Genomic DNA, 21,218 nt, shown 5'->3' with positions numbered 1-21,218 from the left:
CAATCAAGAACAACACGGGAGACCGCGATGACCTTCAAACCCGCCCTGACGGCCCTGGCCCTGCTGGCCGCCACCCCTGCCTTCGCACAATGCGACAAGGTCACATTCTCGGATGTGGGCTGGACCGACATCACCGCGACCACGGCCGCGACATCCGTGGTGCTGGAAGCGCTGGGATACCAGACGGAAACCAAGATCCTGTCCGTGCCGGTCACCTATATCTCCTTGTCCAAGGGCGATATCGACGTGTTCCTGGGCAACTGGATGCCCACGATGGAGGCCGACATCGCCCCCTATCGCGACGCGGGCACCGTGGATACGATCCGCACCAACCTGACCGGCGCGAAATACACGCTGGCGGTGAACCGCGCCGCCGCCGACCTGGGGATCGCCAGCTTTGCCGACATCGCCACGCACAAGGACGCGCTGGAAGGCAAGATCTACGGGATCGAAGCCGGCAATGACGGCAACCGCCTGATCATGGACATGATCGCCGCCGATGCCTTCGGCCTGTCAGGCTTCAGCGTCGCCGAAAGCTCGGAACAGGGGATGCTGGCGCAGGTCACCCGCGCCGACCGCCGGGGCGAGCCGATCGTCTTCCTGGGCTGGGAGCCGCATCCGATGAACGCCAATTTCGACATGACCTACCTGGAAGGTGGCGATGACTGGTTCGGACCCGACCTTGGCGGCGCCGAGGTGCGCACCAACACGCGCGCGGGCTATGCCGCCGAATGCCCCAACCTTGGCGCCTTCTTCGGCAACCTGGAGTTCACCCTGGCCATGGAGAACGAGATCATGGGCGCGATCCTGAACGATGGCACCGATCCGGTCGAGGCGGCAAAGACCTGGCTGACCACCAATCCCGCCGTGCTGGACAGCTGGCTGGCCGGCGTCACCACCCGCGATGGCGCCGAGGCCCTGCCCGCCGCCCGCACCGCACTGGGGCTGTGATCCCGACCGTCGCACCGCGTTTATGACACAACCTTCCCCCTCGCGGGGGAAGGACATGCGCAGGCCCTGCGGCGACCTGCGCCAATAAAGGGGCCTTTACCCGATGAACTGGCTGACCGACACCAAGATCCCCGTGGGCGATTACGCCGACAGCGCCTTCATCTGGCTGGAAACCCATGCCGCCTTTGTCTTCGACGGGATGTCCGACGGGCTGGAGGCCTTGATCGCCGCGATCCTGTGGATCCTGCAATCCCCGCATCCGCTGGTGGTCATCGGGGCCTTTGTAGCACTTACCGTGGTCTTGCAGCGCAGCTGGAAACCGGCCGTGCTGGTGGGGCTTGGCTTTCTGTTCATCGTCAATCAGGGCTATTGGGAACAGACGACGCAATCGCTGACGCTGGTGCTGGCGGCCTGCGTGGTCTGCATGGGGCTGGGCGTGCCCATCGGCATCGCCGCCGCGCACCGGCCGGGGCTGTTTCGTGCCCTGCGCCCGGTGCTGGACCTGATGCAGACGCTGCCCACCTTCGTCTACCTGATCCCGGCCATCGTCTTTTTCGGAATCGGCATGGTGCCCGGCCTGATCGCCACCGTGATCTTCGTGTTGCCCGCGCCGATCCGCCTGACGCATCTGGGCATCACCGCCACGCCCACCGCCCTGCTTGAGGCCGCGCAGGCTTTTGGCGCAACCCCGCGCCAGACCCTGCTGAAGGTGGAACTGCCCTATGCCCTGCCGCAGATCATGGCCGGGCTGAACCAGACCATCATGCTGTCGCTGTCGATGGTGGTGATCGCGGCACTGGTCGGCGCCGACGGGCTGGGCGTGCCGGTGCTGCAGGCGCTCAACCGCGTGAACCCGGCGCTGGGCTTTGAATCCGGGCTGGTGATCGTGGTGCTGGCCATCCTTCTGGACCGCATGCTGAGGATCGAACGGAAATGACCCGCATGACAGCCCCGAAAGACACCGCCGGGATCGCCGTGCGGTTCGACAATGTCTCGATCGTCTTCGGCGATCAGCCAGAGCGCGCCCTGCCGCTGATGGACCAAGGCCAGAGCCGATCCGAGATCCAGCAGGAAACAGGCCAGGTGCTGGGCGTGCATGACTGCAGCCTTGAAGTCGCCGAAGGCGAGATCCTTGTCCTCATGGGCCTGTCCGGCTCGGGCAAGTCCACCCTGCTGCGCGCGGTCAACGGATTGAACCCGGTCTGCCGGGGCGCGGCCCATGTCTGTGACGGCAATGTGCTGGTCGATGTCACCCATGCGGACGCGGCCACGCTGCGCCGCATCCGGTTGCACCGGGTGGCCATGGTGTTCCAGCAATTCGGCCTGCTGCCCTGGCGCACGGTGCGCGAGAACGTGGGCCTGGGGCTGGAACTGGGCGGCATGGGGCGCGCCGAACGCCAGGCGCGTGTCGATGCGCAGCTTGAGCTTGTGAACCTTGCGCAATGGGCCGACCGCAAGGTGGGCGAACTGTCGGGCGGCATGCAGCAGCGCGTGGGCCTTGCGCGCGCCTTCGCAACCGAGGCCCCGATCCTGCTGATGGACGAGCCGTTCTCGGCCCTCGACCCGCTGATCCGCGCGCGCCTGCAGGACGAACTGCTCGAGGTGCAGGAAACGCTGAAACGCACCATCATCTTCGTCAGCCATGACCTTGACGAGGCGTTCAAGCTGGGCAACCGGATCGCGATCATGGAAGGCGGCCGCATCGTGCAATGCGGCACCCCGCAGCAGATCTTCACCAATCCCGCCACCGATTACGTGGCCGAATTCGTGGCCCATATGAACCCGCTTGCGGTGCTGCGGGCCGAAGACGTGATGCAAACCGGTCCGAGCGGGATCAGCGGACCCGCCGTACGCCCCTCCACCCCGCTACGCGAGGTGATGCAGGCGCTGCAACAGGCCGGCGACACGGCGATCGGCGTTCAGGATGAGGCTGGCCGCACGCTGGGCCATATCACCCGCGCCGATGTTCTGGCCGGGCTGCTGGATCCGCGCGGCGCAGCGCATCGTCAGGACTGACCGGCGCGTCGCGCGCATCAGACCTTGGTGGCGGGCGCCGGGGGCGTGACCAGACGGCGCTTGAGCATCGCCTCGCGCCAGGTGATGAAGGTGACCGAACCCAGGATCACACCGCCGCCGACGATCACCCAGATATCGACCCCCTCGTCGAAGAACAGCGCCCCCAGCGCCACGGCCCAGACCAGTTGCAGGAAGCTGACCGGCTGGGTCACGGTCACCGGGGCCACCGCGAAGGCCAGCGTCATCGTGTAATGCCCCGCCGTCGCCAGCAGCGCCACAAGCGTCAGCACCAGCAGCGCATGCGGGCTGGGCGGCACCCAGACGGCGATGGCCATGGGGGCCAGACCGATCGTGACCCAGATCGACAGCATGCCCACCACGATGGCGGCATTCGTCTCGTCGGTCAGCAGCTTGGCCAGCAGGTAGGACGCGCCGAACACGACCGCCGCCGCCAGCATCGCCAGATGCCCCGGCCCGATCTCGCGAAAACCGGGACGCAGGATGATCATCGCCCCGATCAGCGCGACGACCACGGCCACCACCCGGCGCGCGGCCAGCTTTTCACCCAGAAAGATCGCAGCCCCGATGGTGACGTAGATCGGCGCGAGGTAATTCATCGCCGTCACATCCGCGATGGGGATGCGCGCCATGGCATAGAACCACAGCGCCACGCCCATGGAATGCGCAAGACCCCGCGCGGTGAACAGCCCCCATTGCCGGCGCGTCAGGCGCGTTGCCAGAATGGGACGGATCAGCGGAAGCAGGAAAACAAGACCGATGGCGTAGCGCAGAAAGGCCGCCTCGGGTGCAGGAATGCCGGGTCCCAGATACTTGACCAATGCGGTGACACCCACGAACAGAAGGCCCGTCACCAGCATCCAGAGAACCCCAACCACCGGGCGGGTCTGTCTTTGCTCTACGCTCATGGCATGCATCAAGTCACGAAGCCCCGACAGCCGCAAGAGGGCTTGGGAATTTGTTGTGCAGACCAGGGGTTTAGGCCCCCCGGATCAGGGTCGCGGCGATGGCCCACATCAGCACGCCGACCCCGGCATCCAGCAGCCGCCATGACACGGGGCGCGCAAAAAGCGGTGCAAGGCGGCGCGCGCCGAACCCCAGCGTGAAAAAGAACACGAAACTTGCCGTCATCGCGCCCAGCGCGAAGGACAGCCGGTCTTCATATTGCGCCGAAACCGCCCCAAGCAGCACGACCGTATCCAGATAGACATGCGGGTTCAGCCAGGTCAGCGCCAGGCAGGTCAGCAACACGCCGCGCAGCGCCTCGCCACCCTGCCCCATGGCCTCGAGTGCTGCCCCGCCACGCCAGGCCGACAGAAAGGCGCGCGCGCCATAGGCGATCAGGAAAGCAGCCCCACCCCAGCGCATCACGGGTTCGATCCAGGGTGCGGCCTTGGTCAATGTCCCGAAACCGGCCACCCCGGCCGCGATCAGCAACGCATCGCTGATGGCACAGGTCAGGCAGACAGCAAGGACATGGGATCGCCGGATGCCCTGCCGCAGCACAAAGGCATTCTGCGCGCCGATGGCAAGGATCAATGACAGGCCAAGCCCGAAACCCGCGACTGCCGCCTGCATGTCCTACCCCGTTGCCACAAGAGCACTGGCGGGCTAACGCGATGCCCCCATCAAGTCAAGTGAGATCGCGGCGCGACTTGCTGCCCTGAACATGCCCCGCGGCAGCAGGGCCTATTCGGCCGGCTCGGCCAGATCGAGCGAGGCGACCTCGCCCAGCGTCACGGGCTTGAGCGGGGCGCGGATGCGATAGGCGCCCACATCGGCCGGGTCGATCCCCTGCGCCTCGGCCAGAAGCGCCGTCACGCTCAGCCCGCAATAGCGCCCCTGGCAGGGGCCCATGCCCACCCGACCAAAGGCCTTGGTCTGGTTCGGCCCGGAGCAGCCCAGCCTTGCCCAGCCCCGCACCTGCCCGGCCGTCACCTCTTCGCAGCGGCAGATGATCGTGTCATCGGCAGGGGACAGAACCTGTGCCGCAGGCGGATAGGCCGCATCGAGAAAGGGGCGTAGGGCGCGTTCGGCGCCCAGCCGCGCGGCTGGTGCGCGGGCGCGGGCATCGCGCTTTCCGGCATCGATCCGGCCCAGTTGATGCGCCACCTGGCAGGCGGCCAGCCGCCCCGCCTCGGCGGCGGCCAGCGCCCCGGCAATGCCCGCGCCATCACCCGCCACGAAGATACCGGGCTGCGAGGTTTCGCCCCAGGCGTCAAGGCGCGGCGCAAAGCACTGCTGCGCGGCCAGCCAGTCATGATCCAGCCGCAGCGCGCGGCTGGCCTGGGTATTGGGCACCACCCCCTGGTGCAACAGCACCGTATCGCAGGCGATGCGTTGCGTCGCCCCGCCGACGGCAAAGCCCAGCGCCGTGGCCCTGTCCTGTCCTTCGACAGCCAGATCGCGCGTGCCGCTGATCCGGCGCACCCCGGCGCGGCGCAGCTCGGCCAGCAGGCCGAGGCCCTTGAGCAGCGTGCGCCACCCGCGCAGGCCCCGCGCCAGATGCGGCAGGGCGCGGATCGTGTCGCGCAGGCTTTGGGTTTCGACCAATGCCAGCGGCGGCGTGCCCGCCCGCACCATCTGCGCGGCCAGCAGGTAAAGCAGCGGGCCGGACCCCGCCAGCACCGCGCGTTCCGCCACAAGACCGGAGGCCTTGAGCAGGATCTGCCCCGCCCCTGCCGTCATCACGCCCGGCAAGGTCCAGCCGGGGATCGGCACGGGCCGCTCCAGCGCGCCGGTGGCCAGGATCAGCCGGGCCGCGCGCATCTGCGCGGCGTGCCCATCCTGTGACCAGGTCACGGTGATGCCATCCGCGTCAGGTTCGATATTCCAGACCACCGCACCCGTCAGATGCTGCAGGCCCGAGGCCTGCATCGCCCGGGCCAGATCGGCCCCGTCAAGATAGTCCTGCCCCAGGACAGCGCCGCGCTGCGCGCCCGCGCCGGTAACCGCGCGATAGATCTGCCCGCCCGCTGCGGTCTGTTCATCAAGGACCGTCACCGACAGGCCCAGACCCGCCGCCTCGGTCGCCGCCGCCATGCCCGCAGGCCCGGCGCCGATCACGATCAGATCGACCATCCTCATTCCGACACCCTCCCCTTGGGGCGCGTCAAGGCAAGACCGGCGCTGACCTGCATCATGCAGGCCTGCCGCGTTACGCCACCGACTTCGATCAGGCAATCGAAACAGGCGCCCATCATGCAGAAGGGGCCGCGCGGCGCACCGGACAGGGGCGTGGCGCGGAACGACCCGACACCGGCGGCCAGCAGGGCCGCGGCAAGGTTGGCACCGTCCGGCAGGTCCAGCGGCGCGCCATCCAGCGTCACGCGCACGCGCGGCGCGGCAGGGGACAGATCACGAAAGGGCAAAGCGGCGTTCACTGAAAACCTCCAGATCCGGGGCGTCGGCATCCCCCTCCAGCCATTGCGGCAGGCGCAGCGCATGGGCCGCGGCAAGGGTGACGCCGGAATGGCAGGTGACCAGGCTGACGCCCGGCAGGGTCGGGCTGTGCTGGTAGATCGGCAAGCCGTCGGGCGACATGATGCGCAGCGCACCCCAGCTGCGCACCATCTGCGCCTTTTCCAGCCGGGGCATCACGGCCACGGCGCGCGCGGCGATGGCGGCGACGGTCGGCGTGGTGACGCGATCATCCAGCCCCACCTCTTCCTTGCTGTCGCCGATCTGGATGCCACCCTCGTCGACCTGCCGGATGATGCCCGAAGGCCGGTTCATCATCTTGGGCAGCTTTTCGGTGATCAGCACCTGCCCGCGTTGCGGGCGGACGGGTGCGGCAAAGCCCAGTTTCGCGCCCAGATCCATCGCGCCCAGCCCGGCAGACAGCACCACGCGCCCCGCCTCGACCACCTGCCCCGAGGCGCAGGTGACGCGCAGACCGCCATCGGTCTGCGTCACGTCTGTCACGGTCTGGCTGGTCAGCACCTGCCCGCCCTGGCGGCGCACGTCGGCGGCCAGCCCGCGCAGCAGGCGCAGCGGGTTCACATGTCCATCCTGATGATGCAGGATCGCGCCGGCCACGCGGGGGCCGACCTCGGGCTCTTCGCGCTTCAGCGCGTTATGTCCCAGAACCTCGAACGGATAGTCGCCGCCCAGCGTGTCGCGCAGGGCGCTGTATTGGGCGACGCGGGCCTCAAGCTCGGCCTCGTCGAGGTGAAAATCATATCCGCCCTCCTGGCGCAGCGACAGGTCGGTGCCCGCCCCCTCGCCCAGTTCGGCGGCAAAACCCTTCCAGAGCGCTGCGGATTGCTGGCTCCAGCGGGCATAGGCAGGTTGGTTCAAGCCCTTGGACTGCACCCAGACCAGACCGAAATTGCCCCGGCTGGCGCGAAAACTGCCGTCATCGCCGTCCAGCACGATGACCCGGCGGCCCCGGCGCAGCAGGCCCCAGGCCACACTCAGCCCGACGATCCCGCCGCCTATGATCGCGTAATCCGCCTGCATCGGCCTCTTGCCCCGTTGAAAAGGGGCGCCCCGTGACGGGGCGCCCGCCCTGGTTTACTTCGCCACCGCGTCAAGGATCGCCTGACCCCAGTCCGCGCCCACATCTTCCAGGATCTGCGGCCAGACCGTTTCGCGGATCTTGGCGGCCATCCCCTCAAGCTCGGCGGCGGACAGCGGCACGATCGTCGCGCCAAGGCCGGCCAGCTTCTGCTCGTTCGCGCCCTGATCGGATTCGGCCACGGTCCAGCGTGTCGCCTCGAAGGCCTCGGCCTGCGCGCGCAGGGTCGCCTGATCTTCCTCGGACATATCCGACAGGGATTCGTTCGAGATGATCATGTACCAGACTTCGAAATGGGTGTTGGCGGGGATGTAGGTCTTTGTCACATCCCGGAAAGAGGCATAGTAGCCTTCTGCCCCGGACCCGATCACGCCATCCACGACACCTGTCTGCACCGCGGTGAACGCCTCGGAAAAGGGGATCGGTGCCGGGATATAGCCCAGCGCCTCGCCGGTCAGCTGGAAGCTCTTGATGCCGGGGACACGCACCTTGATGCCGTTGGGATCGGTGCTGCCGGGGGTGACGGCCTCGCGGTTCAGGGCGATCCCGCCGAAATAGACCGGATAGGCCGCCAGCATGGTGATATCCTGTGCGGCGTAAAGCTCGACCATCGCCTCGCGCACCGCGCCGCCGGGACCATAGACCGCGCGGGCCTGTTCCCAGTTCTCGGCCAGGAAGGGGAAGGACGAGATCTGCATGCGCCGATCCGCCGCCGTGCCTGCGGGCTGCACCGCCATGTCGATCGCGCCGACCGAGATGCGTTCCTGCACGGTGGTATAGTCGCCCAGCGCAGAGGCCGGGAAGATCTCGATCTTGACGCGGTCGCCGGTGGCGGCGGCAACGGCCCCGGCAAAGGCGCGCACCTCGACGTCGATGGTGGCGTCCTGCGGGCGCACATGGCTCAGCTTCAGATCGCGCGCCTCGGCCATGGGGGCCAGGGCCATCAATGCGCCTGCGGCGGCTGTGAACAGGAATTTCTTCATTTTGGTTCCTCCGGTTGGATCAGGTTCGTGGGTTTCGGATGCGTGATTACGGGTGGTCAGAGATAGCCGAACAGGCGCGGCAGCCAGAGCGACAGGTCCGGCCAGAAGGCCGTGAGGATCACGACGGGCATGTAGCCGGTCAGGATCAGGAACATGGCGGGGCGGATCACCTTCGTGACAGGCACATTGCCGATGCGCGCCCCCAGATAGAGGATCGAGGCATAGGGCGGCGTCACCCCGCCCATCGCGGTGGTCACCCCCATGATCGCCGCGAACTGGATCGGGCTGACATCGATCGCGGTCATCAGCGGCAGCAGCAGCGGCGCGATCAGGATGATGGCCGTCACATCGTTCACCACCATGCCCACCAGCAGCAGCATGATGATCACCATGATCAGCAACAGCGTCCGGTCCTGCGTGATCTCGAAGATCGCGCTGACCAGTTTCTGCGGGATGCTTTCCATCACGAAGATCTGGCTGAGGATCATCGAGAACAGGATCATCAGCATGATCGCGCCCACGGCGGTCGAGGCCTCCTTGCCGGCGGCCAGGAAATTGTCCCAGCGCAGGCCCTTGTAGATCAGGAAACCCACCGGCACCGAATAGATCACCGCGACGGCGGCGGCTTCGGTCGGGGTCATGACCCCGCCATAGATGCCGCCCAGGATGATCACCGGCATCAGGATCGCGGGAAAGGCGTGGATGCCACGCTTGGTGACTTCCGACGACAGTTCCGACAGCGACGGCTTGTCATCCAGCACCAGCGGGAACTTGCGGGCCAGCCACAGGTTCACGACCGAGAAATTGGTCATGATGATCAGCCCCGGCAGCAGCGTGGACAGGAAACAGGCCAGGATCGAGGTGTCGGTGACCCAGCCATAGACGATCATCGTGACCGACGGCGGGATCAGCAGCCCCAGGATCGAGGAGTTGGCGATAAGCGCCGTGGCATAGGCCCGCGGATAGCCGCGCTTTTCCATCTCGGGGATCAGCAGCGGACCGATGGCGGCAATCCCCGTCAGACCCGAGCCGGAAATCGCCCCGATCACCGCGCAGCTGACCGCTGCCACCACGCCCAGCCCGCCCCTTACATGGCCGACAAAGGCATTGACGAACCGCAGCAGACTGGCCGCGATGCCGCTTTCGGACATGATCGTGCCCGCCAGCACGAAAAGCGGGATCGCCAGCAGCACCGGGTTGCCCAGTTGCTGGACACCCCACAGGATGTTGCCCTTCATGATGACGTCACCGACGAAATACATCACCATGATCGCCCCGCCGAAACACCATGGCAGCGGCACGCCCAGGGTCAGCAGCAGAACCAGAAGGCCCACGGCCAGCAATGCGACCTCAACCATTGGCCTGCCCTCCGGCAAGGGCGCGCAGATGGCGCGACAGATGCAGCGCCGACCAGCCCATCATCAGCACCATCGCGATCAGCAGCGCGATATCGGCGTAGAAGACGGGGATGTAGAGGGTCGGGCTTTCGCGCCAGACCCGCACGGAATAACGGGTGAAATCCCACACCCAGGTCAGAAGCCACAAGCCGATGATCAGGCTCAGCACCTCGCCCAGACAGGCCAGCACAAGGCGGGCGCGTTCGGTTTCAAGGAAGATCTCGAGCACGTTGGCGCGGATATGCGTGTTCTCGCGCGAGGCGTTCACCGCCCCCAGCATGTAAAGCCAGAACATCGGATAGAGCATGGTTTCCTCCAGCCCCATCACCGGCGTCTGGAACACGTAGCGCGTGATCACCTGCACGAACTGGCCCAGCGCCACCGTGCAGATCAATCCGGTCAGCAGGATTTGCGCGACCCTTTCCATTCGTCTCCCCTATCCACTGGGCTTTTGCCCGGTTGAAACAGGATTGACGCAAAGCCACGTATAAGATCAAATTTAAAATAACGATGATCCCATAGATATGCATTATACCCAGGAGCGACATCGCCCATGAACCTCAGCTTCCGCCAGCTTCAGACCTTCCGCGAGGTGATGCGCACGGGTTCGATCTCGGAAGCCAGCCGCAACCTTGGCCGCACCCAACCTGCCGTCAGCACCATGATCGCCGGGCTGGAACGCGAACTGCGCTATCCGCTGTTCCTGCGTGAGCATGGGCGCCTGACGCCCCGCCCAGAGGCCCATTATTTCCTGGAAGAGGCCGAGGCGGTGCTGGACCGGCTGGCCCAATCCGCCCGCGTCATGGACGAGATCGGCAAACTGGATCACGGCCGCCTGCGCATCGCCTGCCACCCGGCGGCATCGGGTTTCTTCATGCCCCGCGTTCTGGCCGGCTTCCTTGAGGGGCGCCCCGGTGTCGAGGCCGCGTTGATGATGCGTTCCTCGGCGGTGGTCGAGGACCTTGTTGCAAGCCAGGAATACGACATCGGCCTTGCCGAGACACCGGCCCCGCGCGCGTCGATCCGCACCGAGGATTTCGCCCTGCCCTGCCTTCTGGCCATGCCGGCGGGCAGCCCGCTTGCATCAAGGGACCGCATCGGTCCCGCCGATCTGGACGGGCATCCCATGGCCACGCTTTTCGATGCGCATCACACCTGGCAGGCAACGCGCGCGGCCTTCGATCAGGCCGGCGCAAGGTTGAATCGGCGTTTCGTGCTGCAGACCTTCCTGCCCGCGCTGGAACTTGTGGCCGCGGGTCTGTGCTGCACGCTGTGCGACCGGATCACCGCCGCCAGCCACACGGGCGCGCGCGTGGTCTTTCGCCCATTTGCGCCCGACATCATCAGCAGCGTGTCGATCCTGACCCCGGCGCACCGCCCCCCGTCGCTGCTGGCACAGGGTTTCCGGGGCAACCTGCGACAGGCCCTGACCCGCCTGAACCTGGAACCGGCGCAGAACGCGGCCACGACGGACCGCTGACCCCAAAATGCAAAGGGCGCCCCAAGGGGCGCCCTGTCACATCATCAGGCCCATCCGATCAGAGCTGACCCATCACATCGTCGCTGGCCTCGAAGTTCGTGGTCACGCGCTGCACGTCGTCGTCATCTTCCAGCGCATCTACCAGCTTCATCAGCTTTTGCATGCTGTCCAGATCCATCTCGGTCGTGGTGGTCGGCTTCCAGACCAGCTTGGTGCTGTCGGATTCGCCCAGCACGGCCTCGAGCGCCGTCGCCACCTCGTTCAGATCGGTGTCGGCGCACCAGATCAGATGGCCTTCCTCGCTGCTTTCCACATCTTCGGCCCCGGCTTCGATGGCGGCCATCAGGACGGTATCGGCATCGCCCACCGACGCGGGATAGGTGATCTCGCCCTTGCGGTCGAACATGAAGCCGACCGAACCGGTCTCACCCAGGTTGCCGCCGTTCTTGGTGAAGGTCGAGCGCACGTTCGACGCGGTGCGGTTGCGGTTGTCGGTCATCGCCTCGACGATGATCGCCACGCCATTCGGGCCATAGCCTTCATAGCGGATTTCCTCATAGGCATCGCCCTCGCCGCCGATGGCCTTCTTGATCGCGCGTTCGATCACGTCCTTGGGGCAGGATTGCGATTTCGCTTCCTTCACCGCAAGGCGCAGGCGCGGGTTCTTTTCGGGATCGGGGTCGCCCATCTTGGCGGCCACGGTGATTTCCTTGGACAGCTTCGAGAACAGCTTTGCCCGGACCGAATCCTGGCGGTTCTTGCGATGCTGGATGTTTGCCCATTTTGAGTGGCCGGCCATGCGTGCCTCCGTCTGCTTGTCTGAATTTGCCTGTCTGGCGGTCAGCGCCTCTATATGTCAGCAGCACGGCCCCTCGCAAGGCCGTCCGAGACACGGCGTGACGCCTTCCGGAGGCGGCTCAGCCCAGCGGGCCCGCCGCAACAAGCTTGCCGCCCTGGCGCACCGCGCAGACGCGGGTGGCGCGGCCGGTCATGTCGTCCGTCTCGACATAGACGCCGGACAGGGTCGCCTCGCCCATGGCGGGGTTGAAACGCCCCTTGGCCATGCCTGTCACGAAGCGACGCATGGGTTCATCCTTTTCCATGCCGATCACGCTGTTGTAGTCACCGCACATGCCCGCATCGGTCAGATAGGCGGTGGCGCCCCCCAAGATCATCGCATCGGCGGTCGGCACATGGGTATGGGTGCCCACGACAAGGCTGGCACGGCCCGCGCAGAAATGGCCCATGCCCATCTTTTCGCTGGTCGCCTCGCAATGCATGTCCACGATCGCGGCCTGCACCGCACCACCCAGCGGATGCGCCGCCAGCACCTGGTCCACGGCGGAAAACGGATCATCGAAGGCGCGTTTCATGAACACATTGCCCAGCACCTGCGTGACAAGCACCTTGCGCCCCCGCGCATCCGAAAACACCCGATGCCCGCGCCCCGGCGCGCCCTTGGCAAAGTTCAGCGGACGCAGGATGCGCGGCTCGTTCTCGATGAACTGCAGCATGTCCTTCTGGTCGAAGGCGTGATCGCCCAGCGTCAGGCAATCGGCCCCGGCGGCCAGCAGCACCTTGGCGTGATCCGCCGTCAGCCCCGCCCCGCTGGACGCGTTCTCGCCGTTGACGACAACGAAATCCAGCTTCCACTCGGCCCTGAGGCGCGGCAGGTTTTCCGATACGGCCTGCCGTCCGGCACGACCCATGACATCGCCAAGGAACAGTATTTTCATGCCCAAAGGCCTAGGGCGAATGCCGTGCCACGGCAAGGGTCAAGGTGGCGCGACCACAGGAAATCTGCACGCGCCCGCTTCATCTTTCCACAAATACTCAAGCACCACCCCGGCCGCAGGCGATCACCTCGGCCTCGGTCACGATCAGGTCCAGAGGCTGGTCTGTCGCTTCCAGTGGCAGATCATCGGCTTCCTGCGCCCCGAAGGCAAAGCCCACGGCCAGGACCGGCCCGCGTGCCCGCAGCGCCTGCAAGGTGCGATCGTAGAACCCGCCACCATAGCCAAGCCGCCCGCCCTTGCGGTCGAAGGCCACCAGCGGCACGATCAGGACCTCCGGCGCCAGCCAGTCAAGGCTCGCCGGCACCTGGGCGCCGAATTCACCCGCGACCATCGCGCCCTGCGCCGTCCATCGGGCAAAGCGCAGGGCCACCCCTTTTCCCTGGATCACCGGTACGCAGACCGGCCCCGACGCAGCATGCAAGCGCATCGCCGCCAGGGGGCTGATCTCGGTCCGCATCGGCATGTAGCCCGCCAGCACCTTGCCGGCATGGGGACGCAGCACATCGGCCAGCAGCCCCGCGTGATCGGGTCCGATCACGTCAAAGGCCGCCTTGCGCCGGGCGAATGCGTCGCGCCGGGCCGCGGCCTTGATCGCGGTCAGGTCTGGTTCTGCGGTCATGCGCCCCCCTCTACATCAGCACGGCAGAGGCAAGGCCGAGGAAGGCGAAAAAGCCCACCACATCCGTCACCGTCGTCACGAACGGCCCGGAGGCCAGCGCGGGGTCGATCTTCAACCGCTCCAGCGCCATCGGGATCACAATTCCGCCCAGCGCCGCCGCCACCTGTGTCAGCAGCATCGCCACGCCGATCACCGCCGCCAGCATCGGCACCCCGAACCAGACCCCGGCCACCAGCGCCATGAGCAATCCGAACACCACCCCGTTCAGCGCGCCCACCGACACCTCGCGCCAGATCACCCGCATCGCGTTCTGCGCGGTCAGATCGCGCGTCGCGATCGAACGGACCGCCACGGTCATGGTCTGCGTGCCCGCATTGCCCCCCATCGAGGCGACGATGGGCATCAACACCGCCAACGCCACCATCTGGTTGATCGTCTCGGCGAAGGCGTCGATCACAAGCGAGGCCAGGATCGCCGTCAGCAGGTTCACGAACAGCCAGACCGCCCGGCCGCGCGCAGCCTCGAGGATCGTGTCCGAAAGGCTTGCATCCTCGCTGACACCGGCCATCCGCAGGATGTCCTCTTCGTGTTCCTCGTCCAGCACGGCCATGGCGTCATCGATGGTGATGACGCCCACAAGCCGCCCGTCCTCGTCCACCACCGGGGCCGAGATCAGGTGATACTGGTTGAACGCATAGGCCACATCGCCGTCATACTGGGTGACGGGGATCAGGTGAAACGCCTCTTCCGTGATGTCGCGCAGCGCCACATCGCGGCGCGAGCGCATGATCTTGCCCAAAGTCACGTTGCCAACCGGATGCAGGCGCGGATCGACCAGCACCATGTGGTAGAACTGATCGGGCAGCTCTTCGGAATTGCGCAGGAAATCAATGGCCTCGCCCACGGTCCAATGCTCGGGGGCCATCACGACCTCGCGCTGCATCAGGCGGCCTGCGGAATATTCCGGATAGGTCATCGCCTGCTGCACGGCGACGCGATCGGCATCTTCCAGCGCGTCGAGGATCGCGTCCTGCTGCGGCGCGTCCAGATCCTCGAGCAGGTCGACCACGTCGTCGCTGTCCAGTTCGCGCACCGCATCGGCCAGAACCTGCGGGTTCAGAACCGAGATCACATCCTCGCGGATGCTTTCGCCCAGCTCGGACAGGATGTCGCCATCGAATTCCTTGCCGTAAAGCCGGATCAGCGCACGGCGGTCGTCGCGGTCGATCTGCTCGAGAATGTCGGCGATATCAGCCGGGTGCAGCGGCTCCATCAACTCTGTCAGCAGCGCGGCGTCACCGACCTCGACGGCATCGAGAATCGCGGCGACCGTGCGCCGCTCCAACCCGTAGCTGCCACTGGCCTGCGGCTCGCTTGCGGTGTCGGCGGAACGGTCGATCTGGTCTTCGTCTTCGGCCATGTCACCCTCCTGTCCGCACTGGCCCCTGTTTAGCGGAAAGGGATGGCCGGAAACAATGCTTACCGGGCCGAACCGGGGTGATTTACCTTGCTTCCCGCGATCCTTAGAGTGCCGTCGAAAGGATGACACCATGACCGCACAGACGCTCTTGCTGGGCCAGACCCTGCGCTTTACCGCCGATCCCTTCGCGGAAGGACCAGCCGCCGCCGGCCATGACAGTGCGGGCGGCATCCTGATCGAAGAGGGGCGGATCGCGGCCATTGGCCAGGGTGCGCAACTGCGCGCCGCGCATCCGCAGGCGCGGGTGGTGGACCACGGCGATGCCCTGCTGATGGCGGGGTTCGTGGATGCCCATGTGCATTACCCGCAAACCGCGATCATCGCCAGTTGGGGCAAGCGGCTGATCGACTGGTTGAACCTTTACACCTTCCCCGAGGAAATGCGCTTCGGCGATCCCGCCCATGCCGCCGAAATCGCAGGCCGCTATCTTGACCTGACGCTGGCGAACGGCACCACGACCGTCTGCAGCTATGCCACGATCCATCCCGAAAGCGTGGATGCCTTCTTTGCCGCGGCACAGGCGCGCGGGCAGCGCGTTGTCGCGGGCAAGACCTGCATGGACCGCAATGCGCCCGAAGGGCTGCGCGACACCGCGCAATCGGCCTATGACGACAGCTGCGCCCTCTTGCGGAAATGGCATGGCGTGGACCGTCTGTCCTATGCGATCACGCCGCGTTTCTCGCCCACATCGACGCCTGAACAGCTGGAGGCGCTGGGCGCTCTCTGGGCCGAGCATCCCGATTGCCTGATGCAGACCCACCTGAGCGAGCAGACGGACGAGATCGCCTGGGTGCGTGACCTCTACCCGCAGGCGCGCGACTATCTGGACACCTACGAGGCGCATGGCTTGCTGGGGGCGAACGGTCTTTACGGTCATGCCATCCATCTGGAATCCCGCGAAAGGGACCGCCTGCGCGAGGTCGGCGCAGCCCTCGTGCATTGTCCGACATCCAACACCTTCATCGGGTCGGGCCTGTTCGACATGGCGGGCCTTGTGGCGGCCGGGCATCGCGTGGGGCTGGCCACGGATACGGGCGGCGGGTCCAGCTTTTCGATGCTGCGCACCATGGCCGCCGCCTATGAGATCGGCCAGTTGCGCGGCACCGCCCTGCATCCCGCCCAGCTTCTGTGGCTGGCCACCGTCGGATCGGCCCGCGCCCTGCGGCTGGACGCAAGCATCGGCAATCTTGCACCGGGAATGGAGGCGGATATCGTGGCGCTGGACCTGGCCTCGACCCCGGCCATCGCACAGCGCAGCACAAGGGCGCAGGATATCTGGGAAGCCGTCTTTCCGACGATCATGATGGGTGACGACCGTGCGATCCGGGCGACATGGGTGGCAGGTCAAAGGCTGGTCTGAACGCCTGCCGCGTCAACCGGTTCAGCAGGGGCGGCCCATCACCAGCACCCAGGCACGATCAACGGCCGCGAACCCGTAATGCGTGACCTTGCGCGACAGCGCATTGCGGCGGTGTCCGGGGGAATTGTACCAGCCCGACATGACCTTGGCAGGATCGCGAAAACCCATGGCGATATTCTCGTTCACCGCGCGATAGCAGAACCCGGCCCGCTTGACCCGCTGCGCCACGGTCGAGCCGTCTGACCCGCGATGCGACATGAAGCCATGGCTTGCCATGTCGCGGGCATGCGCCTCGGCGGCGGCCATCAGCAACGCGTGCGGCTGGACCGCATGCAGGCCATGCGCCGCGCGCTGCGCATTGAGAGTCTGGGCGACAAAGCTTTCCGTGCTGGCAAAGGCAGGGGCCAGTGGTGAAAACGTCAGGGCCAGGATGACCAGGATTGTACGGATCATGATCCCTCGAGGGTGGCAGTTGCGACAGATCGGTTTTCTTGCATGGCACTTTGGTGAAATTATGGCCACTTGACCAGACGGCTTTGCAGGCCTCGGCAAGAAACCACCGCTTCGCCGGGCGTCCCTACCCCGCCAGAGCCCGCGCAAGGCGGCGCTGGTCCTCCAGCACGCGGGGCAGATCGATGGTGGCAAGCTGGCCCTCGCGCACCACGCGCCGCCCCTCGACCAGCAGGTCGCGCACCCGCACCGGCCCCACCAGCACAAGGGCCGCAGGATCCCAGCTGCCGGCGCTTTCGACGCCCGAGACATCCCAGATCGCGATATCGGCACGCTTGCCCACCGCCAGCCGACCGACATCAGGCCGCCCCAGCACATCGGCACCGCCGCGCGTCGCGATCTCGAGCGCCTCGCGCGCGCTCATCCGGTCGGCACCAAGGGTGACACGCTGCAACAGCATCGCCTGACGCGCCTCAAGCATAAGGTTGCCGCTGTCATTGCTGGCCGATCCGTCGACCCCCAGACCCACGGGCACGCCCGCATCGCGCATCGCCCGGACCGGGGCCACCCCCGATCCAAGCCGGCAATTCGAACAGGGGCAATGCGCCACGCCGGTTCGGGTTCTGGCAAACAGATCAATCTCTGCGCCATCCAGCTTCACGCAATGCGCATGCCAGACATCGGCCCCCGTCCAGCCCAGATCCTCGGCATATTGGCCGGGACGGCAGCCGAACTGCGCAAGGGAATAGGCGATATCCTCGTCATTCTCGGCCAGGTGGGTGTGCAGCATCACCCCCTTGTCCCGCGCCAGAAGCGCTGCGTCGCGCATCAACTCGCGGCTGACCGAGAAAGGCGAACATGGCGCCACGCCAACCCGGCACATCGCCCCCTCAGCCGCGTCGTGGAAGGCGTCGATCACCCGGATGCAATCGTCCAGAATGGCGGCCTCGTCCTCGACAAGGTCATCGGGGGGAAGGCCGCCCGCGCTTTGCCCGATGCTCATCGCGCCGCGCGTCGGATGAAAACGCAGCCCCAGTTCGGCGGCGGCGTGGATCGTATCCTCCAGCCGTGACCCGTTGGGATAGAGATAGAGGTGATCCGACGACAGCGTACAGCCCGACAGCGCCAGCTCGGCCAGCCCGGTCAGCGTGCTGACGCGCATTTCTTCGGGACCAAAGCGCGCCCAGATCGGATAGAGCGTTTTCAACCAGCCGAACAGCAAGGCATCCTGCCCGCCCGGCACCGCCCGCGTCAGGCTCTGGTAGAGATGGTGATGCGTATTCACCAGACCGGGCGTGACCACGCAACCGGCGGCCTGCAGCACCTCGGCATCGGGATGCGACCGCACCAGATCGGGGCCGATGGCGGCGATCACACCCCCACGGATCAGGATATCTGCCCCGCGCCATTCGGCGCGCGTATCGTCCATGGTCAGGATGTGATCCGCCTTGCGGATCAGGATTTCGGAACGGGTGGTTTGCATCAGGGATGTCACGGGCGCCTCCGGTCAGACAGCGCCCCCTCATCCACGCGGCGCACACCGGAAAGGGGCCAAGAGGCGCGCGCCACCACAGGATAGCCGCGTCAGCGCCGCAGGATCAAGCCGGAACCTCGCGCAGGATCGCCAAGGCCGCCGCATGCTGATCCGCCCCGGCAGCAGCCAGGATACGTCCACCGTGATGGGCCGGACCGCCCTGCCAGTCGGTCACGATCCCGCCCGCGGCCTGGATCACCGCGATCGGGGCCTGCACGTCATAGTCGCTCAAGCCCGCCTCGATCACCAGATCGATCTGGCCAGCGGCCAGCAGCGCATAGGCGTAGCAATCCATCCCGTAGCGCACCAGTTGCACACGGTCGGCCACGGCGCGGAATCCCGCCGCCTCGGCCTGGGTGCCGACTTCGGGAAAGGTGGTAAACAGGATGCTGTCCGACAGGTCACGCGCCCCGCGCACGCCCAGATCCCCTGCCCCCATCGGGCCGCGCATGCCGGACTGGCCGAACCCGCCCCAGAAGCGTTCGCCGATATAGGGCTGGTCGATCACGCCAAAAAGCGGCCCATCCTCATCGGCCACGGCGATCAGAACACCCCAGGTGGGCGCACCGGACAGGAAGGCGCGGGTCCCATCGACGGGATCGAGAACCCAGCGCAGGCCCGATGTGCCGGCCTTGTGGCCGAATTCCTCGCCGGTCACGCCATCATGGGGACGGCGGCGCGCCAGGATGGCGCGCATCGCTTCTTCCGCCGCGCGATCGGCTTGGGTCACGGGATCAAAACCACCCGCCTGCTTGTTGTCCGCCGACAAACCGGCCGCCCGAAACCACGGCAGGACTGCCGCGCGGGCGGCATCGGCCAGCTCATGCGCCGTGGCAATCAGATCGGCGGTCACGGGATCGGATGCGGAAAGACTGGCCATGATACCCCCAAGGCGGATTGCGCCGTCTGGGTAGCGCAGCCAGTCTCCGGGCTCAAGCCACGTCCGACAGCACCCGCGCCAGGTCGAACAGGCGGCGACGCTGGTTTTCGGGGATAGCGTAATAGGTGCGCACAAGGTCCATCGCCTCGCGGTCACCCATCAGATCCTTGGAGCCGCCGGCAGCACCCTCAGCCACCGCCGCACGCGGCGCATGCGCCGTCGCCGGTGCCATGTCGCCATTGGCGGACACGAGCCCTTCGAAGAAGAAGCTGACGGGCACACCAAGGCTGTCGGCGATATCCCACAACCGAGAGGCGCTGACACGGTTTGCACCGGTTTCATATTTCTGGATCTGCTGGAACTTGATACCGACCTGTTCGGCCAGTTGCTGCTGGGTCATGGCCAGTAGCCAGCGACGATGCCGGATACGCTTTCCGACATGCACATCAACATGATGCGACATACTCATACCTTTCTTCCTGCACACGGCGGCATGGGGACACCTGTCCATTCTGCGCGCTACACTCTTAACGCTTCCTTGATACACCAAAAGATCGCGTCAGAATACAGGTTTTCCGCACGGCCCGGTTGATTTCAGGGCCGCTGCCGTGGCCAAGCCGCTTGATCCGGCGGCGCAGCGCTTTGCGGCGGCGCGATTTGCTGCCATAAACGGCGCCGACCCGCCCCAGGAGGTTTCATGCGCGCCTATCACAAACCCGCCCCCGACGCCCCGGCCAGCGTGATGCAGATCGCGATGCCCGAGCCCGCCCCCGGACAGATCCGCATCAGGATCGAGGCCTGCGGCCTGAACTTCGCGGATCTGCTGATGCTGAAGGGGCAGTACCAGGATACGCCCGCCGCGCCCTTCACCCTGGGGATGGAGGTGGCCGGCACGGTCGAGGCCTTGGGGGAAGGCACCGCAGGCCTCGCCATCGGCACGCGTGTCGCCGTGTTCGGCGGTCACGGCGGATTGGCCGAATACGGCTGCTTCGACGCAAGCCGCGCCGTGCCGCTGCCCGACGTCATGAGCATGACCGATGCGGCGGCCTTCCTGATTGCATACGGCACCTCGCACCTGGCGCTTGATCATCGCGCGCGGCTGCAACCGGGTGAACGGCTGCTGGTGCTGGGTGCTGCGGGCGGTGTGGGGCTGACGGCGGTCGAGGTGGGCAAGCTGATGGGCGCCACGGTGATCGCCTGCGCCCGTGGAGCAGACAAGCTCGAGGCGGCGCGCGCGGCAGGGGCCGACCATCTGATCGATGCCGCCACCGATGACATCCGCGCCGTGGTCAAATCGCTGGGCGGGGCGGATGTGGTCTATGACCCCGTGGGCGGCGAACAGTGGAAAGCGGCCTTCCGCGCCTGCAATCCCGAAGCGCGGCTGCTGCCCATCGGTTTCGCCAGTGGCGAGGTTCCGCAGATCCCGGCCAATCACCTGCTGGTCAAGAACCTGAGCGTGCTGGGCGTATACTGGGGCGGCTACATGACGTTCAACCCCAAGGCCCTGACCGACAGCCTGCGCGTGCTGCTGGACTGGTACGCCGCCGGGCGCATCAAACCCCATGTCAGCCATGTGCTACCCCTCTCCCGCGTCGAGGAGGGGCTTGAACTGCTGCGCAGCCGCGCCTCGACCGGCAAGGTGGTCATCACGATGCGGGACGACTGACCGCGCTGTCTGCTGGTTGCATCCCGCGCCCTCACCCATGCACTGGATTCAAGGCGTGCACCGCCCCGT

The 21,218-nt window shown here is 66.3% G+C and carries 22 protein-coding genes; 6 read left to right on the top strand and 16 right to left on the bottom strand.

Features of this window, described 5'->3' with window-relative positions; genetic code table 11:
* Positions 1-27 precede the first annotated feature (27 nt).
* The 3 genes from ACMUJL_RS17195 (at position 28) to choV (ending at position 2,967) form a co-directional block, all read left to right on the top strand.
* The gene (locus ACMUJL_RS17195) at positions 28-951 is read left to right on the top strand and encodes a choline ABC transporter substrate-binding protein (protein ID WP_068292372.1); all 924 of its coding nucleotides are present in this window, start codon (positions 28-30) and stop codon (positions 949-951) included.
* Positions 952-1,054: 103 nt separating this feature from the next.
* The gene (gene choW / locus ACMUJL_RS17190) at positions 1,055-1,888 is read left to right on the top strand and encodes a choline ABC transporter permease subunit (RefSeq protein WP_375572190.1); all 834 of its coding nucleotides are present in this window, start codon (positions 1,055-1,057) and stop codon (positions 1,886-1,888) included.
* Positions 1,889-1,893: 5 nt separating this feature from the next.
* The gene (gene choV / locus ACMUJL_RS17185; protein ID WP_375573848.1) at positions 1,894-2,967 is read left to right on the top strand and encodes a choline ABC transporter ATP-binding protein; all 1,074 of its coding nucleotides are present in this window, start codon (positions 1,894-1,896) and stop codon (positions 2,965-2,967) included.
* Between the two features lie 17 nt (positions 2,968-2,984).
* On the opposite strand, the gene ACMUJL_RS17180 is transcribed toward choV, so the two are convergent.
* From ACMUJL_RS17180 to ACMUJL_RS17145, 8 genes are all read right to left on the bottom strand, one after another.
* Positions 2,985-3,893: a DMT family transporter gene (locus tag ACMUJL_RS17180; RefSeq protein WP_068292474.1), complete on the bottom strand. Its 909-nt coding sequence runs from the start codon at positions 3,891-3,893 to the stop codon at positions 2,985-2,987.
* 70 nt (positions 3,894-3,963) lie between these two features.
* Positions 3,964-4,563, bottom strand: coding sequence for a LysE/ArgO family amino acid transporter (locus ACMUJL_RS17175; protein ID WP_375572192.1), 600 nt, complete (start codon positions 4,561-4,563; stop codon positions 3,964-3,966).
* Between the two features lie 111 nt (positions 4,564-4,674).
* A complete protein-coding gene (locus ACMUJL_RS17170; protein ID WP_375572194.1) occupies positions 4,675-6,072 on the bottom strand; it encodes an NAD(P)/FAD-dependent oxidoreductase in 1,398 nt (465 codons plus the stop codon).
* Positions 6,069-6,368: a 2Fe-2S iron-sulfur cluster-binding protein gene (locus ACMUJL_RS17165; protein WP_375572196.1), complete on the bottom strand. Its 300-nt coding sequence runs from the start codon at positions 6,366-6,368 to the stop codon at positions 6,069-6,071. Before ACMUJL_RS17165 ends, ACMUJL_RS17170 begins: the two co-directional genes overlap by 4 nt.
* A complete protein-coding gene (locus ACMUJL_RS17160) occupies positions 6,343-7,446 on the bottom strand; it encodes an NAD(P)/FAD-dependent oxidoreductase (RefSeq protein ID WP_068292391.1) in 1,104 nt (367 codons plus the stop codon). Before ACMUJL_RS17160 ends, ACMUJL_RS17165 begins: the two co-directional genes overlap by 26 nt.
* 54 nt (positions 7,447-7,500) lie before the next feature.
* Positions 7,501-8,487 carry a TRAP transporter substrate-binding protein DctP gene (gene dctP / locus ACMUJL_RS17155; RefSeq protein ID WP_068292394.1) on the bottom strand — a complete coding sequence of 329 codons (987 nt, stop codon included), beginning with the start codon at positions 8,485-8,487 and terminating at the stop codon, positions 7,501-7,503.
* 56 nt (positions 8,488-8,543) lie between these two features.
* The gene (locus ACMUJL_RS17150) at positions 8,544-9,845 is read right to left on the bottom strand and encodes a TRAP transporter large permease (RefSeq protein WP_375572199.1); all 1,302 of its coding nucleotides are present in this window, start codon (positions 9,843-9,845) and stop codon (positions 8,544-8,546) included.
* Positions 9,838-10,311 carry a TRAP transporter small permease gene (locus ACMUJL_RS17145; protein WP_375572201.1) on the bottom strand — a complete coding sequence of 158 codons (474 nt, stop codon included), beginning with the start codon at positions 10,309-10,311 and terminating at the stop codon, positions 9,838-9,840. The genes ACMUJL_RS17150 and ACMUJL_RS17145 overlap by 8 nt, the downstream gene beginning before the upstream one ends.
* A gap of 126 nt (positions 10,312-10,437) precedes the next feature.
* Here ACMUJL_RS17145 and ACMUJL_RS17140 point away from each other — a divergent pair, with 126 nt between their 5' ends.
* Positions 10,438-11,364 (top strand): LysR substrate-binding domain-containing protein, encoded by a 927-nt coding sequence (locus tag ACMUJL_RS17140; protein ID WP_375572203.1) that lies wholly within the window; start codon positions 10,438-10,440, stop codon positions 11,362-11,364.
* Positions 11,365-11,422: 58 nt separating this feature from the next.
* On the opposite strand, the gene ACMUJL_RS17135 is transcribed toward ACMUJL_RS17140, so the two are convergent.
* The 4 genes from ACMUJL_RS17135 to mgtE form a co-directional block, all read right to left on the bottom strand.
* Complete coding sequence (locus ACMUJL_RS17135; RefSeq protein ID WP_068292404.1) at positions 11,423-12,163, bottom strand: YebC/PmpR family DNA-binding transcriptional regulator; 741 nt, start codon at positions 12,161-12,163, stop codon at positions 11,423-11,425.
* Positions 12,164-12,281: 118 nt separating this feature from the next.
* The gene (locus ACMUJL_RS17130) at positions 12,282-13,100 is read right to left on the bottom strand and encodes a TIGR00282 family metallophosphoesterase (protein WP_068292407.1); all 819 of its coding nucleotides are present in this window, start codon (positions 13,098-13,100) and stop codon (positions 12,282-12,284) included.
* A 97-nt stretch (positions 13,101-13,197) separates the two neighbouring features.
* The gene (locus ACMUJL_RS17125; RefSeq protein ID WP_375572206.1) at positions 13,198-13,779 is read right to left on the bottom strand and encodes a 5-formyltetrahydrofolate cyclo-ligase; all 582 of its coding nucleotides are present in this window, start codon (positions 13,777-13,779) and stop codon (positions 13,198-13,200) included.
* 10 nt (positions 13,780-13,789) lie between these two features.
* Complete coding sequence (mgtE, locus tag ACMUJL_RS17120; protein WP_068292418.1) at positions 13,790-15,199, bottom strand: magnesium transporter; 1,410 nt, start codon at positions 15,197-15,199, stop codon at positions 13,790-13,792.
* A gap of 130 nt (positions 15,200-15,329) precedes the next feature.
* On the opposite strand from mgtE, the gene guaD reads away from it, so the two are divergent.
* Positions 15,330-16,619: a guanine deaminase gene (gene guaD, locus ACMUJL_RS17115; protein WP_375572208.1), complete on the top strand. Its 1,290-nt coding sequence runs from the start codon at positions 15,330-15,332 to the stop codon at positions 16,617-16,619.
* 21 nt (positions 16,620-16,640) lie between these two features.
* Here guaD and ACMUJL_RS17110 read toward each other — a convergent pair whose 3' ends face one another.
* The 4 genes from ACMUJL_RS17110 to ACMUJL_RS17095 form a co-directional block, all read right to left on the bottom strand.
* Positions 16,641-17,072, bottom strand: a complete 432-nt coding sequence (locus tag ACMUJL_RS17110; RefSeq protein WP_068292420.1) for a CAP domain-containing protein — start codon at positions 17,070-17,072, stop codon at positions 16,641-16,643.
* Positions 17,073-17,196: 124 nt separating this feature from the next.
* On the bottom strand, positions 17,197-18,552 hold the full coding sequence (locus ACMUJL_RS17105; protein ID WP_375573850.1) for an 8-oxoguanine deaminase: 1,356 nt from the start codon (positions 18,550-18,552) through the stop codon (positions 17,197-17,199).
* A gap of 115 nt (positions 18,553-18,667) precedes the next feature.
* Positions 18,668-19,483 carry an inositol monophosphatase family protein gene (locus tag ACMUJL_RS17100; protein ID WP_375572210.1) on the bottom strand — a complete coding sequence of 272 codons (816 nt, stop codon included), beginning with the start codon at positions 19,481-19,483 and terminating at the stop codon, positions 18,668-18,670.
* A gap of 52 nt (positions 19,484-19,535) precedes the next feature.
* Positions 19,536-19,946: a helix-turn-helix domain-containing protein gene (locus ACMUJL_RS17095; protein WP_068292425.1), complete on the bottom strand. Its 411-nt coding sequence runs from the start codon at positions 19,944-19,946 to the stop codon at positions 19,536-19,538.
* Positions 19,947-20,180: 234 nt separating this feature from the next.
* Between ACMUJL_RS17095 and ACMUJL_RS17090 the strand changes: the two genes are divergently transcribed.
* Positions 20,181-21,149, top strand: coding sequence for an NADPH:quinone oxidoreductase family protein (locus ACMUJL_RS17090; RefSeq protein WP_375572212.1), 969 nt, complete (start codon positions 20,181-20,183; stop codon positions 21,147-21,149).
* The last annotated feature ends 69 nt before the right edge of the window (positions 21,150-21,218 follow it).

Source organism: Seohaeicola sp., from assembly GCF_048006315.1.
Taxonomy (GTDB): Bacteria; Pseudomonadota; Alphaproteobacteria; order Rhodobacterales; family Rhodobacteraceae; genus Seohaeicola.
The sequence above is the reverse complement of the archived record's forward strand: the minus strand, read 5'-3'. Positions and strand labels throughout refer to the sequence as shown.

Coding starts and splice junctions, on each gene's coding strand:
- ACMUJL_RS17195 (WP_068292372.1), top strand. CDS start 28: ATGACCTTCAAACCCGCCCTGACGGCCCTGGCCCTGCTGGCCGCCACC.
- choW (WP_375572190.1), top strand. CDS start 1,055: ATGAACTGGCTGACCGACACCAAGATCCCCGTGGGCGATTACGCCGAC.
- choV (WP_375573848.1), top strand. CDS start 1,894: ATGACAGCCCCGAAAGACACCGCCGGGATCGCCGTGCGGTTCGACAAT.
- ACMUJL_RS17180 (WP_068292474.1), bottom strand. CDS start 3,893: ATGAGCGTAGAGCAAAGACAGACCCGCCCGGTGGTTGGGGTTCTCTGG.
- ACMUJL_RS17175 (WP_375572192.1), bottom strand. CDS start 4,563: ATGCAGGCGGCAGTCGCGGGTTTCGGGCTTGGCCTGTCATTGATCCTT.
- ACMUJL_RS17170 (WP_375572194.1), bottom strand. CDS start 6,072: ATGAGGATGGTCGATCTGATCGTGATCGGCGCCGGGCCTGCGGGCATG.
- ACMUJL_RS17160 (WP_068292391.1), bottom strand. CDS start 7,446: ATGCAGGCGGATTACGCGATCATAGGCGGCGGGATCGTCGGGCTGAGT.
- dctP (WP_068292394.1), bottom strand. CDS start 8,487: ATGAAGAAATTCCTGTTCACAGCCGCCGCAGGCGCATTGATGGCCCTG.
- ACMUJL_RS17150 (WP_375572199.1), bottom strand. CDS start 9,845: ATGGTTGAGGTCGCATTGCTGGCCGTGGGCCTTCTGGTTCTGCTGCTG.
- ACMUJL_RS17145 (WP_375572201.1), bottom strand. CDS start 10,311: ATGGAAAGGGTCGCGCAAATCCTGCTGACCGGATTGATCTGCACGGTG.
- ACMUJL_RS17140 (WP_375572203.1), top strand. CDS start 10,438: ATGAACCTCAGCTTCCGCCAGCTTCAGACCTTCCGCGAGGTGATGCGC.
- ACMUJL_RS17135 (WP_068292404.1), bottom strand. CDS start 12,163: ATGGCCGGCCACTCAAAATGGGCAAACATCCAGCATCGCAAGAACCGC.
- ACMUJL_RS17130 (WP_068292407.1), bottom strand. CDS start 13,100: ATGAAAATACTGTTCCTTGGCGATGTCATGGGTCGTGCCGGACGGCAG.
- ACMUJL_RS17125 (WP_375572206.1), bottom strand. CDS start 13,779: ATGACCGCAGAACCAGACCTGACCGCGATCAAGGCCGCGGCCCGGCGC.
- mgtE (WP_068292418.1), bottom strand. CDS start 15,199: ATGGCCGAAGACGAAGACCAGATCGACCGTTCCGCCGACACCGCAAGC.
- guaD (WP_375572208.1), top strand. CDS start 15,330: ATGACCGCACAGACGCTCTTGCTGGGCCAGACCCTGCGCTTTACCGCC.
- ACMUJL_RS17110 (WP_068292420.1), bottom strand. CDS start 17,072: ATGATCCGTACAATCCTGGTCATCCTGGCCCTGACGTTTTCACCACTG.
- ACMUJL_RS17105 (WP_375573850.1), bottom strand. CDS start 18,552: ATGCAAACCACCCGTTCCGAAATCCTGATCCGCAAGGCGGATCACATC.
- ACMUJL_RS17100 (WP_375572210.1), bottom strand. CDS start 19,483: ATGGCCAGTCTTTCCGCATCCGATCCCGTGACCGCCGATCTGATTGCC.
- ACMUJL_RS17095 (WP_068292425.1), bottom strand. CDS start 19,946: ATGTCGCATCATGTTGATGTGCATGTCGGAAAGCGTATCCGGCATCGT.
- ACMUJL_RS17090 (WP_375572212.1), top strand. CDS start 20,181: ATGCGCGCCTATCACAAACCCGCCCCCGACGCCCCGGCCAGCGTGATG.